Annotated in this window: 16 protein-coding genes; 3 read left to right on the plus strand and 13 right to left on the minus strand. The window is 38.8% G+C overall.

The genetic code is table 11. From position 1 onward, the window contains the following. Window positions 1-4: 4 nt before the first annotated feature. The 9 genes from AC1VS3_RS00315 to AC1VS3_RS00355 form a co-directional block, all read right to left on the minus strand. Complete coding sequence (locus tag AC1VS3_RS00315) at window positions 5-778, minus strand: histidinol-phosphatase HisJ family protein (protein WP_008689922.1); 774 nt, start codon at window positions 776-778, stop codon at window positions 5-7. 64 nt (window positions 779-842) lie between these two features. After that, a complete protein-coding gene (locus AC1VS3_RS00320) occupies window positions 843-1,211 on the minus strand; it encodes a hypothetical protein (protein WP_008689924.1) in 369 nt (122 codons plus the stop codon). A 214-nt stretch (window positions 1,212-1,425) separates the two neighbouring features. Then, the gene (locus AC1VS3_RS00325; RefSeq protein WP_008689926.1) at window positions 1,426-2,658 is read right to left on the minus strand and encodes a precorrin-2 dehydrogenase/sirohydrochlorin ferrochelatase family protein; all 1,233 of its coding nucleotides are present in this window, start codon (window positions 2,656-2,658) and stop codon (window positions 1,426-1,428) included. Further along, entirely contained in the window at window positions 2,655-3,950 is a 1,296-nt protein-coding gene (hemL, locus tag AC1VS3_RS00330; protein WP_008689928.1) for a glutamate-1-semialdehyde 2,1-aminomutase, read from the minus strand. The genes AC1VS3_RS00325 and hemL overlap by 4 nt, the downstream gene beginning before the upstream one ends. A 2-nt stretch (window positions 3,951-3,952) precedes the next feature. After that, window positions 3,953-4,924 (minus strand): porphobilinogen synthase, encoded by a 972-nt coding sequence (hemB, locus tag AC1VS3_RS00335; RefSeq protein WP_008689929.1) that lies wholly within the window; start codon window positions 4,922-4,924, stop codon window positions 3,953-3,955. A 3-nt stretch (window positions 4,925-4,927) separates the two neighbouring features. Beyond that, the gene (gene cobA, locus AC1VS3_RS00340) at window positions 4,928-6,388 is read right to left on the minus strand and encodes a uroporphyrinogen-III C-methyltransferase (RefSeq protein ID WP_008689930.1); all 1,461 of its coding nucleotides are present in this window, start codon (window positions 6,386-6,388) and stop codon (window positions 4,928-4,930) included. Further along, window positions 6,381-7,280, minus strand: a complete 900-nt coding sequence (hemC, locus tag AC1VS3_RS00345) for a hydroxymethylbilane synthase (protein ID WP_008689931.1) — start codon at window positions 7,278-7,280, stop codon at window positions 6,381-6,383. Before hemC ends, cobA begins: the two co-directional genes overlap by 8 nt. Beyond that, a complete protein-coding gene (gene hemA, locus AC1VS3_RS00350) occupies window positions 7,265-8,506 on the minus strand; it encodes a glutamyl-tRNA reductase (RefSeq protein ID WP_008689932.1) in 1,242 nt (413 codons plus the stop codon). The genes hemC and hemA overlap by 16 nt, the downstream gene beginning before the upstream one ends. A gap of 287 nt (window positions 8,507-8,793) precedes the next feature. Further along, window positions 8,794-9,552 carry an SDR family NAD(P)-dependent oxidoreductase gene (locus AC1VS3_RS00355; RefSeq protein WP_008689933.1) on the minus strand — a complete coding sequence of 253 codons (759 nt, stop codon included), beginning with the start codon at window positions 9,550-9,552 and terminating at the stop codon, window positions 8,794-8,796. A gap of 265 nt (window positions 9,553-9,817) precedes the next feature. On the opposite strand from AC1VS3_RS00355, the gene AC1VS3_RS00360 reads away from it, so the two are divergent. The 3 genes from AC1VS3_RS00360 (at window position 9,818) to AC1VS3_RS00370 (ending at window position 13,320) form a co-directional block, all read left to right on the plus strand. Then, window positions 9,818-10,453 (plus strand): queuosine precursor transporter, encoded by a 636-nt coding sequence (locus AC1VS3_RS00360; protein ID WP_008689934.1) that lies wholly within the window; start codon window positions 9,818-9,820, stop codon window positions 10,451-10,453. Further along, window positions 10,450-11,661, plus strand: coding sequence for a tRNA guanosine(34) transglycosylase Tgt (tgt, locus tag AC1VS3_RS00365; protein ID WP_008689935.1), 1,212 nt, complete (start codon window positions 10,450-10,452; stop codon window positions 11,659-11,661). Before AC1VS3_RS00360 ends, tgt begins: the two co-directional genes overlap by 4 nt. A gap of 264 nt (window positions 11,662-11,925) precedes the next feature. Next, window positions 11,926-13,320: a polysaccharide deacetylase family protein gene (locus AC1VS3_RS00370; protein ID WP_008689936.1), complete on the plus strand. Its 1,395-nt coding sequence runs from the start codon at window positions 11,926-11,928 to the stop codon at window positions 13,318-13,320. Between the two features lie 162 nt (window positions 13,321-13,482). Here the strand turns inward: AC1VS3_RS00370 and AC1VS3_RS00375 are convergent, their stop codons facing one another. The 4 genes from AC1VS3_RS00375 to AC1VS3_RS00390 form a co-directional block, all read right to left on the minus strand. Beyond that, window positions 13,483-14,844: a glycoside hydrolase family 3 protein gene (locus tag AC1VS3_RS00375; RefSeq protein WP_008689938.1), complete on the minus strand. Its 1,362-nt coding sequence runs from the start codon at window positions 14,842-14,844 to the stop codon at window positions 13,483-13,485. Between the two features lie 549 nt (window positions 14,845-15,393). Then, a complete protein-coding gene (locus AC1VS3_RS00380; RefSeq protein WP_008689940.1) occupies window positions 15,394-16,698 on the minus strand; it encodes an ABC transporter substrate-binding protein in 1,305 nt (434 codons plus the stop codon). Further along, complete coding sequence (locus AC1VS3_RS00385; protein WP_008689942.1) at window positions 16,695-17,354, minus strand: response regulator transcription factor; 660 nt, start codon at window positions 17,352-17,354, stop codon at window positions 16,695-16,697. The genes AC1VS3_RS00380 and AC1VS3_RS00385 overlap by 4 nt, the downstream gene beginning before the upstream one ends. Beyond that, complete coding sequence (locus tag AC1VS3_RS00390; RefSeq protein ID WP_008689944.1) at window positions 17,347-18,660, minus strand: sensor histidine kinase; 1,314 nt, start codon at window positions 18,658-18,660, stop codon at window positions 17,347-17,349. Before AC1VS3_RS00390 ends, AC1VS3_RS00385 begins: the two co-directional genes overlap by 8 nt. Window position 18,661 lies beyond the last annotated feature (1 nt).

The following is an 18,661-nucleotide window of genomic DNA, read 5'->3' on the forward strand; positions in this document are numbered from 1 at the left end:
AGGCTCATTCACTTATTTCTTTTATATACATCCCCACATGTTCACTACGATGTGCATCACTGGCAGTTATGATGTCCACACCATGTTGCTTCAAAATGTTAAGGAAAGCAGCATTCGTCCCCATATCCTCATGATGATAGCGATAATAAATACCTGTATTATTTTCCATCTGAACATGGTAGCGTTTTGCTAAAGCAGCAATCCGCTCATATATCGGTGTCATATCCATCGTAGGTGTATAATGGAATAACTTTAACTGGTCGGGATGTCCGATTTGCGTAAATAAACCACTGCATATCATATCTTCCATAATTTCATAATATCGCTGATAAATCGCGTTTGTATCGTATTTATCCCATAATATTTCCCGGGAAAATGCTTCCATATCATACAATAAACCATCAATGGAATGAATGCTTCCAATCAGAAAATCGTAGGGATATTGTTGTAACAAATCTTTTAAAAATGCTTTATCCCTGGGAGCATAACAAACCTCTAAGCCAAATTTTACTTCAATAGGAAGCTGTTTTGACTTCATTTCAGCGATTAAATCAAAGTAGGTTTGTAAAGGCTCTAACTGTTTTTTTTCAAACCATGCTTTTTGTCTGGGATCGGCCTTCTTTAAGGGTTCATACATCGGCGCAAATTCAATAAAGCGATGTGTATGATCCAGTATATGCAAAGTATCTATCCCTTTTGCCACTGCTGCCTCGATAAATTCCATACAGTAATCAGGTGTCAATGGCCCATTTTCTAAATGTGTATGTCCATCAATCATAATGCTCACCCCTTTTTATTTCCATCATTATACTGTTAATAAAAAGAGATTGCAAACCCTTTGTTTAGATCATAAACCCTTCTGGTTTCTTAGGAAATGCAATTAATGGATTCTCATGCATATCATAAACAGTGGCATGATCTTCTTCATGATGATGCAAGACATAGCTTTCTTCCAAAAGCATACCGGCTTGTGCCAATGCCCCTATTAAATCCGTGTAAGCATGCAAATCATGATAAGAGGTACGGATATGTCCTTCCTTATCTTCCAGCATAGAAAGACGAATCTTATTTTCAAATTGACCATTCGCAACCGTAATTAAAAGATCGCCAATACGTCTGGAATAGCGCAGAAAACCATCCGCTGTCTTCTCCTCACAGCGGAAACCAAAATGACACAATTGTGCCAACATATGATCGTGTTTTAATTTCATGAAAAAACTCCTCCAATATTCTTATGATTTACTATATACTATGCAGCCTTTTGCATAGGTTATTCACATCTTATAAAAAATCTTTTGCTATGTTTACTATACAATAGAAATAGTATTCCGACAAGAGGAGTTTCTTGAATTTTAAATGAATTGATGCGTTTTTATTCCATTATCATCAAAAGGATATGCAATTCTCATGACAAACCATAAATGGTTAAGTTGTAGCTTTCTCTTGCAACATGCTCATGATATGATCAAACAACTGTTTACGTAAAATTTTATCACTCATACAGGATATCCGTTTCGTGCTGGCAGCCGAAGCATGCTTACCATATAACATATATAATGGATAGCTTTGAATCGTTTCTTCTAATTGTTTGCTTTGCTTCTCATCGCAACAAGTCATATCCTTCATTTCTGCACAAATGGCGTGACAGCGTTTTTCGAAGTGTGAATCCTCACTGGCATGAAAAGTGATAAGCAATTTTGTACCTTCTTTATGATAAGTGTCATACAAATGCTGAAGTAATGCATGTAGTTTATCTTTTGTTGCATAAGGTAAGGGTAAGATGGAAGCATGGTATTCATATGCAAGTTGCTTTGCTTCTTCATAAAAGTGCCCTTCCTGCAAAAACATAGGAACCACCTGTACCGGTATTGATACATCCTGCAAGAAAGCAAGTAGCTTTCTACAAGAAAATACTGCTGTTCGCTCATCGTTTACCTGCGATAAAATTCGCTTTGAAAGATAAGCATAACCAAAAGCCATGGCTGGCTGATGTAAAGATAGTTCTTGTAGCAGCAACGCGATTTCTTCTTGAGCTTTTTCCCCTGTCACACCATGATACACCAAGACACATGCCCTTTGTTGCAGATAAGCCTTTGCTAAAAATTGTAGCAAAGGTAGCTCCATCGTCATCAACTCCTCTAATAATGCATGCTTTTTCACACCATCTTTGACATGTCGCAAAATGGCTGCGCGCAGCGTCTTTAAAGCTTTAAGATATGGTACATGATGTTGTTTAAGCTGTGCATTAAACGATTCTAAGACCTGTTTTGCATAGCAAGGGGAATTCCCTTTGGTAGTGAAGGCAAGAGCATAATAAGCATCCTCTATATAAGACATGGCATGTACATCACTTTGCGAATCAGCTTCCACATTCATAAATAAGACATTTGCCTGTTGGGCAGCCTGACGCACTTTTCCATTCACCTCAGCATCATTGCTTGCTGCCACCACCAAAAAAGCATCAAGAACATCATCTTGTGTAAATGCACGCTTATGACATTGTGCCAAAGCATACAGTTCCTTTAAGATATCTGATGCAACGATGGTTACCTTAGCACCTTCGCGCAAAAATAATTTTGTTTTTCTTAATGCCACATGGCCGCCTCCGACAATCAATACCTTACGATTTTTCAACTCTAGTTGTACACAAAGGCTCATAGACGTTTGACCTTATCTAACGCAAGTGCTATCTTATCTAGTACATAATCTAATTGTTCTTTGGTATGTGCATCGGATAAGAACATGGCCTCATAAGGAGAAGGCGCAAGTAAGATGCCTTCTTCATACAAGGTATGAAAATATGTGGTAAACATATCCTGCGAGCATGTTTTCACTTCATCATAAGAAGATATTGCTGTATCTGTAAAAAACAGCGTTAGTAAAGAACCGCATTGGTGCACTTGGAAAGGTAATCCTTTTTCCTGTAACAATTTTTCTATACCTGTTTTCAGATAATGTCCCTTATCTGCTAACTCTGTGTATAGGTGTGGATGTGTTTTTAAATAGTCTAATAATAGCGTGCCCAGATGCATTGCCAAAGGATTCCCCGATAATGTACCTGCCTGATAGATAGGACCACATGGAGATACACAAGACATAATTTCCTTTTTTCCTCCATAGGCTCCTACCGGAAGGCCGGCACCTATGATCTTACCGAAGCATGCCATATCCGGAGTAATTCCATAATATTGGGCAGCTCCTCCATATGCCAAACGAAAACCGGTAATGACTTCATCAAAGATCAAAACACTGTGATATTCATCACATAGTGCCCGTAAGCCTTCTAAAAAAGAAGCGTTCGCGCCAACGACTCCCATATTACCGGCAACCGGTTCAATGATGACAGCCGCAATATCATCAGGATATTGTTCCATCACTTCTTTAACGGAAGCCAGATCATTATAACGGCACACCAGTGTATGTTTTACCATATCCTCAGGAACACCGGGACTCGTCGGCGTGCCAAAGGTTAAAGCACCGGAGCCGGATTTCACTAACAGACAATCACTGTGCCCGTGATAACACCCTTCAAACTTAATAATCTTATTGCGCTTGGTATAGCCTCTGGCTACGCGAATGGCAGACATGGTTGCTTCTGTACCCGAATTCACCATACGTACCATATCCATACCACGATACGCATCACAGATAAGTTTTGCCAGATGTTCCTCATCCGGTGTACATAAGCCATAGCTGATTCCCTTGCACATGACCTCTTCCATACCATTTACCAATAAGGGATGATTATGTCCTAAAATCATCGGCCCCCAGGAGCAGATAAAATCTAAATAGGCATTTCCATCAACATCATATAGATACGCACCATCTGCATGATCTACAAACAAGGGTATTTCTTTTACATTCGCAAAAGCTCTCACCGGGGAATTCACACCACCCGGTATATAGCGGCAAGCTTTGGCAAACAAGGCCTCACTCTTTTGATGGTTCATGCTCAGCACTCTCCTTTACGAAGTTGCTTTGCAATATCCAAAGCAAAATAGGTGATGATAATATCTGCACCTGCCCGCTTAAAGGCTAGCATGGTTTCATAAATAACTTCTTCCTTTACTAAGCCTTGCGCTACAGCCAACTTCAACATGCTATATTCTCCACTGACATTATATACACATAAAGGTGTCGCAAACTGTTGCTTGGCCATCTTTACGATATCCAAATAGGCCAAAGCCGGTTTCACCATGATGACATCTGCACCCTCTTCAATATCTGCTGCTATCTCACGCATTGCCTCTTCTTGATTGGCATAATCCATCTGATAGCTGCGGCGATCACCAAAGCTTGGGGCAGAATGTGCAGCTTCGCGAAATGGTCCATAATACGAAGAAGCATACTTGGCACTATACCCCATAATCGCAACTTCTTGATAGCCATGTGCATCCAAACATTCTCGAATAGATGCAATGTGACCATCCATCATATCACTTGGCGCAACCATATCAACACCAGCAGCTGCATAACTTAAGGCAATCTTATTTAAATAGGTTAAGGTTACATCATTATCTACATGACCATCTTCACATAAGATGCCACAGTGTCCATGATCTGTATACTCACACATGCAGACATCCGCAATGACATAAAGCATTGGATATTCTTGTTTAATATAAGCAATCGCTTTCTGGATGATGCCATCTTGTGCATATGCACTGCTGCCACAGGCATCCTTATGTAAAGGAATACCAAACAAGATACAGGATAAAACACCCGTTTCTACCATCTCATCTAAAATCTCATGCAAATGATCCAATGAATAATGATACACACCCGGCATTGCTGGAATTACCTGTTTGACATCTGGCTGTTCCGTCACAAAAAGCGGATAAACAAGCTCCTTTGCTGACAATCTGGTTTCTTTCATCATATCACGGATGACACTGTTTTTTCTTAATCTTCGACCTCGATACATGCTCTAGTCCCTTCCTTTCTTTTCATGGTGTAAAATGGCTTTCACAAATTCTTCCATTTCCGCATGTTTCAATGTCGTAATGGAGGTGAATCCTTCTTTTATCAATGCCTGTTTTGTTCTTTCTCCCATTGCATACACCATTTGCTTACGTTGCTTTGTCTGCTTTGCATATTGCTGAACACTAAAAGGACACGTCATTAAAACGCCATCATAATCCTCATCTTGTATTGAATGGGGCAGCTCTTCTATCGTATATAAAGGCACATAACTTACCTTACATTGTGTTTCTAATGTCTTTTGCAAATACGTATTTCCATTTACAGCTTTTGGCAGTAGGATATGATCCTGTTTTTGAACAGATGCTGTTAAAAGCTCTGCCATATGTTTACTGTCATGAATGTTTGGCATCAGATCGGCACATAAGCCATATTGTGCCAAAGCCTTTTTGGTTCCTTTTCCCATGACACAAAGTTTACACTGATAAAGAATACGACTGTCAAAACCTGCCTCCTGCAGCTGTTTCATGAGGATATGCACCACCTGCGCACTAGTAAACACGACATGGGTAAAAGATTGGAATGCTTCTTTTGTCCATGTATGTGCTATCGCTTTACAATACCCACATTGTACTTCCTCGCACCATGCTCCTTGCTCGCGTAATAGCTTTGCTGCTTGATGTTCTTCTTTCTGTACCTTGACTAGCAGATAGCGCTTTTGAAATAATGGTTTTTGTTCATAGAAACAAAGCTTTTCTCTTAGTTTAACTACCTCACCAATCACAATGATGGCAGGAGAAGATAAGGTATCAATGTCTTTTTGATGCAGTTCTGCCAATGTGGTCGTTAACACCTTTTGGCTAGGCATACTGACATGCGAACATATGGCCATTGGCGTAGCCTTCTCCATACCACATGCCAATAATTTTTCCACAAGCTGCATGGCTGAGCGCAAGCCCATCAAAAAAATCAGCGTATCCTTTGTTTTGGCTAGCTCCGCAAAGTTTAAATCGGCAAGGACATCTTTTTGTGAATGTGCGGTATATACGCGAAACCCATTGGTATATCCTCGATGAGTAACCGGAATCCCGGCATATGCCAAACCACCGATAGCAGAAGAAATACCGCAAACAACCTCAAAAGCAATACCTGCCTGTGCTAATGCCAGACCTTCTTCTGCCCCTCTGCCAAATACATAAGGATCTCCGCCTTTTAGACGTACCGTAACAGGATAGGTTCTCCCAGCATCTACAAGCAGTTTTTGAATCATCGCTTGCGGCATCGTATGCTTATGGTTCTCTTTCCCCACGTAAATTAGCTTACAATCTGCTTTGGCATAGGATAATAAGGAAGGATCAATTAAGCGATCATATAGAATACAATCTGCCTCTTCTATACAAGCCTTTCCTTTTAAACTTAATAATGCAGGATCACCACATCCTGCCCCAACCAGATATACTTTATTCATGTGATTGCACCGCCTTTATCAAATACTTCGCTGCTTCAAAGGGAAGCTGCTGTGCGTCTGTTAAAGGACGCCTCCAATGTAGATCACACATCTTACTACAATCCTCATTTCCATAAAGAGCATCAAACACGATTTCCTTTTCCGTGATTTTGCAATGCGCACCAACCGGCGTATGACATCCCCCATCGATTGCCTGTAAAAAGGTGCGTTCTATTTGAATTTCCTGATCAATATGTGTATTCGCCAAAGCATTGATCATGGTTAAAAGCGTGGCATCTTGTTCTTTGACCTCAATGGCCAAAGCCCCTTGTCCACAAGCCGGTATCATAGATGTGTAGGGGAAATATTCATAAGAAATTCCTTGTACTTGCAAACGTTTTAAGCCTGCGGCTGCTAAAACGATGCCATCAAGCTGCTGTTCTTCCATTTTTCTCAATCTGGTATCCACATTCCCCCGTATCCCCACAACAGATATATCCGGACGCAGTTTCATTAGTTGTACCTTACGGCGTTTACTGCCAGTGCCAATTTTCGCCTGAGGTCCTAATTCATGAAACGCTGTCTTGGTACGGGATATAAAAACATCTCGTGCATCTTCGCGAAGAAGCGTTTTAGTAAAACATAATCCTTTGGGTAATTGGGTTGGCATGTCCTTTAAACTATGTACTGCCATATGAATCTTTCCTGCTAACAAAGCTTCTTCTATTTCCTTCACAAAAATGCCCTTGGCATCCATTTGATCTAATGCCACATGCTGTTGAAGATCCCCCTTTGTGGCAATGATCTGTAACGTGAAACTATGCTGGGGATAGGTGTTTTGTAATAAAGTGCGAACTTGTTCACTTTGGGCAAGGGCTAAGGCACTGCCTCTGGTTCCTATGATATATCGCATATGTCATCCTCCTTTAAGAATAGCTGCTCTACCATTGCCGCATATTGTTCCTGATCTTCTTCCTGCAGCTGTTTTAAGGAAAGAATCGGTTCTTTTACCATACGCAAAAAAGAAGTTTCCAGCACTTTCTTCATCATGCGTTCCTCATGTGGCTGTAAAGATAATTTCTGTTTTAATAATTCATACGTATGTTGTGCCTGTTGTTTGCTGTATGTTTGTAAAGAAGCTATCGCTTTGTCAACCTGTACATGGCACAGCCATTCCATTAAAGAATCCACACGCTGTACCATATCCCCATAGGCCAGGCGCATTCTTTTTTGCCGTTCTTTGCTATGCTTATCAGCGATGATTTGCAAATCATCTAGATTACAGAGATGATGATTTTCATCTTTTATGGTCTCATCAATATCCCTGGGAGAAGCCAGATCCATGAGATATTGTTCTTTCTCTGTGAGAGGATACGCTTCTTTTTTAATGATGACATGCGGACTTGCCGTTGCTGAAATGATCATATCACAATCCTTAATACAAGAATATCGTTCTTCAAAAGGTACAATCGGCAGCTTTTCCTTTCCTTCCTGTAATTTTGATGCATGAGCTAAGGTACGACTACATAGCCAAAGATCCGCTTTTACATCCTTAAGATACATAAGCATCAGCTGTGCCATTTCCCCACTTCCGATCAATAGAATTTTCTTCCCTTGCAACGTTGTTTGCTGTGTTAAATATGTATAGGCAAGATAAGCAATCGATGTGGATATTTCGCTGATGCGATATGTCTGTTTTATTTGTTTGATGCAGGAAAAGCAAGTTTGTAAGATGCGATGCAGCTCTTTGCGACATGCTCCTGCCTGATTGGCAAATGCATATGCTGTTTTCATTTGCCCAAGAATCTGATCTTCTCCAAGGATCATAGAATGATAGCCCCCACATACTTCAAACAAATATAGTAGGGCTTCTTTTCCCGTTTTAACAAAGACATCTTCACGAGCAATGGTTTTCGCCATCTTCACAAATAAGGTGATCGCCTGATGCAGCTGTTGCTTTTCTTCATAGACAATATACAACTCACTGCGGTTGCATGTTGTCACACTCATTGCTTGTAGGATTTTGCTATCTAGTAGTTCATCATAAAGCTGTAATTTTTGCGTATCGCTAAAGGATGCCCCTTCACGTTTTTGAATGGAGGTTTTTTGATAACTGATACCGATTACACCAAACTTCATATGTTTACACCTCGCTTTCTACATTATAATAAAATTGAATGTGATATTCAATGAAAGAGGGCATCCATAAATTCTTATGAAGCATCCATAAAAATATCTTATGCTACAGGTGTAGCTTTTTATGTTCTCTGCGAAAAAACAAAGACCTAAAAGATAGCCCAAATTAAGCACCCTAATTCGCCGATATGGTCAAAGATAAAGGAATAATGCAGAAACAAAGGAAACAGGTAAAAAAAGCACTCTTTCTTTATCTAAAAAAGAGTGCCTGCGTATAAAATCCGTAATCCTTATCCGACAAATCCACCATCAACGGATAATACAGCACCTGTGATATAGGATGCCATATCACTGGCCAAAAACAATATCGCATCGGCAATATCTTGCGGTTCGCCTAAACGTTGTAATGGGACATTGGCAGCCATCGCCTGAATGATTGTCTGATCTAACGCCTTTACCATATCGGTACTTGTAATGCCGGGAGCAACGGCATTCACACGTATGCCATCTTTGCCTAACTCTCTGGCTAAGGATTTCGTCATTCCATTCACGGCAAACTTACTCGTTGGATAAGCACTGCCCGAACGCTGTCCATAAAGCGATACCATGGAGCTGACATTGATAATCACACCTTTTCCTTTTTCCTTCATAACCGGTGCAACTAAACGTGATAAACGAAATACTGCATCAACATTAATTTTTAAGACATCCAGAAAATGATCATCATCATAGGCATAAATAGAGGTAGCATCAGATACACCTGCATTATTCACCAAGATATCCACACTGCCAAACTTTTCTGTAACATCCTTTAACATAGCCTGTACTGCCTCAACATCATGCAGATCAGGATGATAGCCTTTAACAGGATACGTATGATCCTCTTCCATCAGCAATGCCATTGCATGATCTACCGTTTCTTGACGTGATCCCAGCATTGCGACCTTTGCGCCATTTTGTAAAAAACTACGCACCGTTTCAAAACCAATACCACGTGTACCTCCGGTTACGATAACTACTTTTTCTCTTAATGATGTAAATTGATCCATAGGTATAAAACCTCCCTTATTTTATAACCAAACTATAGCATATAACCTTTTCTATCACAAACAAAACACAACTCCTATGCAAAAATAAAGACAAAAGATAACCATTGTATAGCTATGGCATAACGATGATCCTATTCATAGGATATGTATCAGATATTGCCCTTATACCGTTTTTCAAACAATCCAAACAAAGAATCCTATTAACCATGTAACCCGTCTGCTTCCTGTAGGTTCCATTCTCACTGATTTATGTTATAATATCACCATGCCAAATTTTAAACAAAAGCTTTTACTTTACTTCGCTACGATATCCGTGAGTACCTTGCTGATATCTAATCTAGCCGCTATAAAGCTATGGAATTTTTTTGGTATTGCTGTTGATGGAGGTGTCGTTGTCTTTCCACTCACTTATATCATAGGTGATTTGATTGTGGAATTCTATGGAAAAAAGATTGCCAAAAATATTATTGTAGCTGGTTTTCTTATCAATATTCTAGCCATCATCGTATTTTATATCGTCATTGCTTTACCGGCATATGATGGTTGGAACATGCAGAATGCATATGCCAGTGTATTCGGCTTTACACCACGAATCATTCTTGGTTCGCTGCTCGCATATGTTTGCAGCAATCTATTGAATAACGTTATCTTCATGAAGTTAAAGAATCACGATGGCATATTTGCCAAAAGTTTTATTGCCAGAGCGTTAGGCTCTTCTGCATTTGCTCATATCCTGGATGCCTTCATCTTTGAAACAATCGCGTTTCTGGGTGTCCTGCCGTTCCATGAATTTCTGGCACAAGCGATATTTGCTTATGTACTCGGCATCAGCTTTGAAGTTATCTTCTCCCCAGCTGAGGCCATCATCGCAAAAAGTTTAAAAGGAAGAATGATAGAATGACAGAATACAAAAACAACAATACATTTAGCTTTGAAATCGTCAAAAAGATACCTGGAAAACTAGGAAGAGCAGGTATCATTCACACACCGCATGGAGATATTAAGACACCTGCTTTCATGTGCGTCGGCACAAAGGGTGAAGTCCGGTTTTTATCCATGCAGGATTTGCATGCTATTCAGGCACAGGCAATGCTGAGCAATGGATATCATCTGCGCAATGTTTCAGAAGAAATCCAAGCACAGAAAGGATTGGCCGCATGGTCTGGATGGAATGGACCTACTTTGACCGATTCTGGAGGATTTCAGGTTATGTCCTTAGGCTCCGGTTTAGGAAAAGTCGTCAGTATGGATCGAGAAAAAGAGGTTATCAATACTGATCCTAAGGATCGTTTAGCTATCGTAAGTGAAGATGGGGTACAGTTTCATGATCCTTTCACTGATCAGGATGATTTTATCGGTCCAGAGGAATCCATGCAAATTCAATGTCGCATCGGTGCTGATATTCATATGGCTTATGATGAATTAACTTCACTGGCAGATAGTTATGAATATAACGTCGAAGCTTTAGCACGAACGGAACGCTGGGCACTGCGCAGTTTAGCAGAACATAAAAAACACCGAGATGATTTAGGCTATCGTCAATCGCTTTATGGTGTTTTACAAGGTGGACGTTGGGAAGATTTACGACGTTCTACCGCACAAAAGTTTGCCAAGATGGATTTTGACGGTTATGGTCTGGGCGGTGCTTTTCTAAAAGAAAGTTTAGGTGAAATTCTGACCTGGTGCTGTGAAGAATTACCAGAAAATAAGCCTCGTCATTTGCTTGGCTTATCCCATCCGGACGATATTCTCATTGGCGTAGAAATGGGGGCCGATACTTTTGATTGTGTTGCCCCAACACGTGAAGCAAGACATGGCAGGATCTATACGACCCATGGATATTATAGCTTATCAAAATTTGCGGATAGTGAAGAACTATTGGATGAAGGCTGTGATTGTCCGGTATGTAAAGCAGGTTGGACACGCGGACAGTTAAGAGCCCTCATGAAATCAGAAAAACAAGAAGACAAGCATACATATTATAATCTGGCATCGATGCATAACCTGCGTTTCATCATTCGCTTAACAGAGCAAGCACGCCAAGCGATTCTGGATGGTACATATGCCGAATTTAAAGAAAACTTTTTAAAGAACTACTACCACAGATAAACAGACAGTTGTATCCTAAGATACGATTGTCTTTTTTACTGCCTAAAAATCATGTGCAAGGTTATTCGATAGGTGTATAAAAATTAGGCACCTTAACTAGAAAAGCAAAAACAAGATAAAAGAAAGCTATTTTATGAAAAACCGAAACAATTTCCTTTTTTATATCATCATATTATTAAAGAATACTTACTATTGTTATAATTTCTTCCTAATTTTCACCATAAAACCATGCTATGCTATAATGGTAAGGAAAAGAGTGAAAAAATGAAAAATACTTTAAAGAAAAAACGTTACCTGTGCATTCTTCTTTGTGCTTTACTAATCATTGTTCTATCCGTTGCCGGCTATATATGGTTCAGTATGCCACGTATTCACTTTACGCAGAACCCGATAACCCTGGAAGTGAAAGAAACCTATTCTGCTAAAGCTTTCATCAAAAAGATCGATCATGGTTCACTTCAGGATGTACATGTAGAAACAAACATCGACACGACAAAACTTGGCAATCATCAAATAACCTATACTATAGATGGTCATACATTCACCCTTGATTATATCGTAAAAGACAGCAAACCACCTGTTGTAGTAGCGCAAGATCAAAAAATAAGCATCGGTGATAAGGTAGCACCTGAGGATTTTATTCAAAAAATTGATGATGCTACGAAAACAACAGCTCGTTTTGCAAAAGCATATTCCTTTACAAAACTTGGCAAACAAACCGTTCAAATCATCGTCGAAGATGAAGGAAAAAACCAGACAACGGTAAAGGCTGTTGCAAATATTCTAAAAAAAGATACACAGCCACCTGTTTTTACCGGAATTTTAGATATGACCATCCAAAAAGGTGAGAAGCCTGACTTCAAAAAAGGCGTAGAAGCAATTGATGATCGTGATGGTAAGATTAACTTTACCATAAATAAAAATAACTTTGACGCAAAACAACCCGGACGTTATAGCATAACGTATCAGGCAATAGACAAAGCCGGTAATAAGACAGAAATAAATCGTACCGTCATCGTGCAAGAAAAAACATCTGGAAAAATCATCTATTTAACAATTGATGATGGACCTAGTGCAAACACACCAAAGGTATTGGAAATATTAGACCGTTATCATGTAAAAGCGACCTTTTTTGTTACAGCGCAATGCCCTTCCTATCTTGGCTATATCAAAACAGCATATCAAAAAGGCCATGCCATTGGACTACATACCTATTCACATGATTATGGAGCTCTTTATGCTAGCGAATCCGCTTATTTTAAAGATTTACAAAACATAAGTGATGTTGTGAAACAACAAACCGGCTTGACACCAAACATTATCCGCTTCCCTGGAGGCAGTAGTAACACGGTTTCTTCAAACGTCCCCGGGTTAATGACACGCTTAGCAAAAGCAGTTCAAGAAAGAGGCTATCAATATTATGATTGGAATTCCAGCAGCGGCGATGGAAATTCGGCTTTGCCGAGTGCATCTTTGATTCAAGAGGCAACATCTTATGGCGGGGCATCTCCATTGATGATGCTAACGCATGATCATCCAGGATCCCAAGCAAGTGTAGAAGCCTTACCTGCGATCATTGAATATTATCAATCCCTTGGCTATACCTTTAAAACCGTAGATAGTAGTGTTTCTGGATTTCACCATGGCATTAATAATTGATTCTATAGTAATACCTTAGTAGCTTATTAGTAATCATATAGTTAAAAAAGCATCTTATCGTATCATTCCCTGTAACTATCAATGGGAATTCTACATGATGAGATGCTTTTTACGTATCATTTATGATAATAAACCAAGATGAGTTGCTTTTTTACGTATCGTTTATGACAATAAACCTAAGTCATATTTCCACTTTAAAATACGACGCAGGGAGGCATCAATCTGCTCTTCCTGAATTTCTTTCTTTTTCACTGCTTCTAGAACGGCCGGCAACTGTACGCGATAATTACTGCAAATTAATAAATCATTACCTGCTTTGACAGCACTTACGGCCACACTAGCATCATCACTATATTGCGTAATTGCATCCATAGCCAGATCATCGCTCATTATAACGCCTTGAAATTTCAGCTGCTCACGTAATATCCTATGGACCTTTGCAGATAACGATGCCGGATGTTTAGCATCCATGCACTTTACAATATTATGGGAAACTAAAACACTATCTGCACCTGCCTGTATCCCGGCGCTAAAAGGGATAAAATCACTATTTTCAAAAGTTGCCATAGAACGTTTATCAATTGCTATACCGGTGTGCGTATCCACATTGTTTCCATAGCCAGGAAAATGCTTTAAACAAGAACCAATGTGATTCTTCTTCATCGTATGAACTACGGTTTTCACATAGTTCGCTGTTTCATGTGCGTTCTTGCCGAAAGATCGTGCATATATAAAATCCTCTGTATGTGTCGAAACATCTGCCACTGGTGCTAAATTCACATTAATGCCCATGCCTTTTAATAATTCTGCCTTTTCCTTAGTATCAGAAATAATCAGCGGCATACCACCTTCTTGATATAAATCCTGTGGTGACCAAAATGGAACTTCACGAAAATAAGTACTCACCCGATTCACAGTTCCCCCTTCTTCATCAACCCCGATTAACAAAGGAACTTTTGCTTCTTTCTGATAAGCGGTGAGCTTTGCCACAACATCTTGATAGTTTTGATCTTTGAAATCTCTGTCGAATAAAATATATCCGCCTAAATGATATGTATCCACATCCTCTATAGAATACATGTCTGGACAGCGGACAAAGAAAATCTGTCCGACTTTTTCTTCGATACTCATAGAGGCAATAATCTTATCGATAGCCACTTCTTTTTCGGTTTTTTCTTCCTGTTGCTTTGCGACCTTCTTCACGACACATTGAAGAGCAATCAAATGCTCTTTTTCTTTTCGGTAAGTAATACTTACTTCTTCATCCAGTAACAACGTATCCGTACCTTCCATCTTCATTTGTTCACGATCAAATCGCTTTTCTTCATCTTGATTCTTCACCATGATACTATTGGATGTCAGATCTTTAATAACACCTGTAAATTCATAAGTTTTATTAACCTCACTGTTATTCTCTGTATCTTTCTGCTTCTCTGGCTCTTTTTTATGAACATTTGTATTTGTAGAACAACCACCAAGTAATAACACACATGCAAATAAACCACATAAGATTCGTTTTTGCATAAGCTTACCTCCCATTAGATTTATGATATTAGTATAGCGTACTCTTTTTTACAAAAGTAAAATTCTTACATCTTTTCATCAAAAAAAGATGACCTATCCCAGGATAAATCATCATTCTAATAGTTATATACATCTGCTTCTTCCAATTTCACATTCTTCCTTGGTACCATATCCTAAGCAACTACCAGTTCATAAGTCGTGTGATGATAATAAAACTTATAGGATAGCATATAGAAGTACTGTGTGTTTATCGAAAGTTTAATCGTAAGATAGCATATAGAAGTACTGGACGTTTATTAAAAGTTTAATAGTAAAATAGCATATAGAAGTACTGCGTGTTTATCAAAAATTTAATCGTAAGATAGCATATAGAAGTACTGCGTGTTTATCAAAAGTTTAATCGTAAGCTGACATGTAGAAATACTGTGTGTATATAAGAAGTTTAATAGTCAGATAATGTAATCTCAATTATATAACTTTAGCATAATAAAACTGCTGACTTTTCCTTTGCATATGGAGTCAACAGTTTGAACGATGTTAGAAATACTATTAATTTTGTAATAAAATATCCAGTTTACTTTGCAGTGTATTCACCATTGTTTTAATATCTTCATCCGTGGATAAAAGACGTCGTATTTCACTATCCGCAACAGACATTGCCTGATCATAATCTGAAAATTTATTCACTGGTATAGCATGTTCCATTGTTTTATTGAAGAAATCTAGCTTAAAAGCACTTTCTCCTGGTGTATCTTCTTGCAGATAACGACTTACCGTCTTTGAATTGGTAATGTCTTTTAGTACAGAAACTCCTTGTGAATAAGCAAAGATATCCTCCTGCGTTGTTTCATCATAGGATAACATTTTTAAGAATTCCCATGCGAGGTCTTTATGCTGTGAGGTTTTTGCCATTCCCATCAACAAGGTATCAAGTTCCGATACATTATCTCCTTGAGGCCCTGCTGGCATAGGGATGCATTCCCATTCAAAGCTGCTATATTTCTTGACACGCCAAGGATAGGGTTTATATGTGCGGTATTCACTAAAACGCATAGGGCAGAAAACAACCTGTCCCTTATCAAACATTTCGCTCGTTGGTGTCATGCCTTGATTTAGTTCTTCTAATCTTCTGGTGAATTCTATCGCCTCATATACCCGCTCATCACTTAAAGTTGCTTTTGTACCTTCCGCATAAAATACCGTAGCTCCATTTGAGGCAACTGCATTTTGCCAGCCATAACCATAAACACCAAACTGATCTAATGCGCCATCCTCATTCGTATCTTTTGTCACCCTGCGGCAGATATCATAGAAATCGGCCCATGTCCAGTCATCTGATGGAAGAGAAATACCTTCTTTTTCCAACAAGGTACGATTGACATACATTAATGTTGGTACACTTTCATAAGGGAGTGCATATTGTTTCTTCTGATAAGTTCCGGATTGATAGGATGGTGTAAAGTATGCCGCTTTATCGAATGCATCATCCTTATGAATATAGCTGTTCAAATTTTGCATGATGCCGATATCAGAAAATGTAGATAAATCATTTGATCGTATCATAAATACATCAGGTAAATTGCCTTTTAAAGCCTGTTGCGAGAGCCATTCAGAGTAATCACTTTTCTGTAGACCACTGACATATTCTACCTTTACATTAGGATGTTTACGTTCAAAGCGTTCCACAACTTCATCAATGATCTTATAGCTTTCGCCATTGGGCACATCCCAATTACTGCCGGCAAACATGCCAAACGTCAATGTGATTGGCTTATTTTTCTGATAGGTCATATATAATAAGATTGACACGATCAACAAAAAGGCAGCCGCAACGGCTATAACCTTCCGTTTCATGCTTCTTTTCCTCTATGGATATACCAGATAGCCAGTTGTGTACGATCACGCAGCTGCAGCTTATCCAAAATAACACTGAGATAATTGCGTATCGTACCTTCTGTGAATTTTAATATTTCAGCGATTTCTTTATTCGAAAGTCCTTGTGATACTTGTTGAATGATTTTCCATTCCGTATCGCTTAAATTCGGTAAGTCTTCATCATGAATACGTTCTGCCACGATATTGTTTTTTGCCATTTCTGAAAAGATCTTGGTCACTTTGCTGGCAACATTCGGATTAAAGATAGCTCCTCCTTGCAGAACGGTTTTAATTGCGGAGGTCAATTCATCTAAAGATACCCCTTTTAATAAATAACCACTTGCCCCATATTTTAAGGCCGAGAAAATATATTCATCATCATCAAATGTCGTTAATACAATAACCTTAATTTCAGGATATACTTCTTTGACAAATTTGGTACATTGCACACCATCCATATCCGGCATACGAACATCCATTAAAATAATGTCCGGTATATGACGGCGTATGCTTTCGACTACTTCTTTTCCACTCCCTACTGTATCAATTACTTCAAATTCATTATTGGTACTTAGGATGATTTTTAAGCTTTCACGAATCAATTCCTGATCATCTGCAATTAAAATCTTAATCATATTCTAAACCCTCCCGAATTGGTATTTCAGCGATAATGATAAACCCACTGGAACCATAAAAACGTATATTCCCTTTTAATAACTCAATGCGTTCCTGCATATGATGAAGACCAAAGTCTGGTTTGATGTTTTCACATCCTATACCATTATCTTCTATTATTAATATTAACGTGTTTTCTTCCTTTGCGATAGAAATATATATTTTCGTCGCATGTCCATGGCGAACCGCATTGGTCATTCCCTCTTGAATAATACGATAGATGACTTCTTCTTCATCAGAATCAAAGGTTAACTTAGGTAAATGACAGACAAAGTGAATCGTCACATCCGTAATTTCCTGAAATTCCTTGATCATCTTATCAATTGCCACTTTCAAGGTATAATGTTCTAAGGCATCCGGTCGCAGCTTATCAACCGAGCGACGAACATCTTTTAAGCCTCTTCTGGCGGTTTCACTTAATACACTTAATTGCTTACGTGTGGCTTTGGGATCCAGTTCACAGGTCAGCACACAGGCATCTAAGCCAACGGATAGCCCCGTCAAAGTATGCCCCAGTGTATCATGGATTTCTCTGGCTAAACGATTTCGTTCTCTTGTTTCTCCCATTTTTTCACGTATATCGGCATATTCTTTCAGTTGTTCATTTAAGCTTTGTAATTCTTCATTCAATGCTAAGAAACGCTTGTTTTCATTGATCTTATCTTGAACCAGAAAGACCATGTAGATGATAAAAACAATGATATTCAGACTGGCTAGGGTATTTTGAACACTTAATAAGAGTGATTTGACAAAGGAATTATAACAGTTGATATAATCATAGAAGGATGTCATGGAAACACGAGCCGATAAGAAATCATAATTAGCACCTAAATAAAACGTAACCAATACAACCATAAAGAAGAAACGATAGGTATTGGAAGTAATATAGGTTAATAAATCAGCCATCATCAGCAACAATATGGAATTGGAACTGAAATATAGTCGTTCCATGATCAATAGACATAAGCCTGACTCAACCAGAAAACAAAGCACCAGCTGCCATGTTTCAAAATGTAGTTTTAAACGCAGACGCATCACGATCAATAATGCCACAAAGGCTGTAATTGATAAGATCATACTATGCATAGGATCTTTCGGTAAATAATCAATCATCGATAAAAAGGTCCTTGCCTCTTGCATATCACAGATACGTTTGGTTGTGATATAAATAATCGAACTGATAAAGACAATCATCGTGAAATTCAGAAAGCACATGATGAAGTAGGTATAGCGCAGTCTGTTTTCCATAAGTTGTTTACGTAACATA

Source organism: Longicatena sp. (assembly GCF_982403165.1).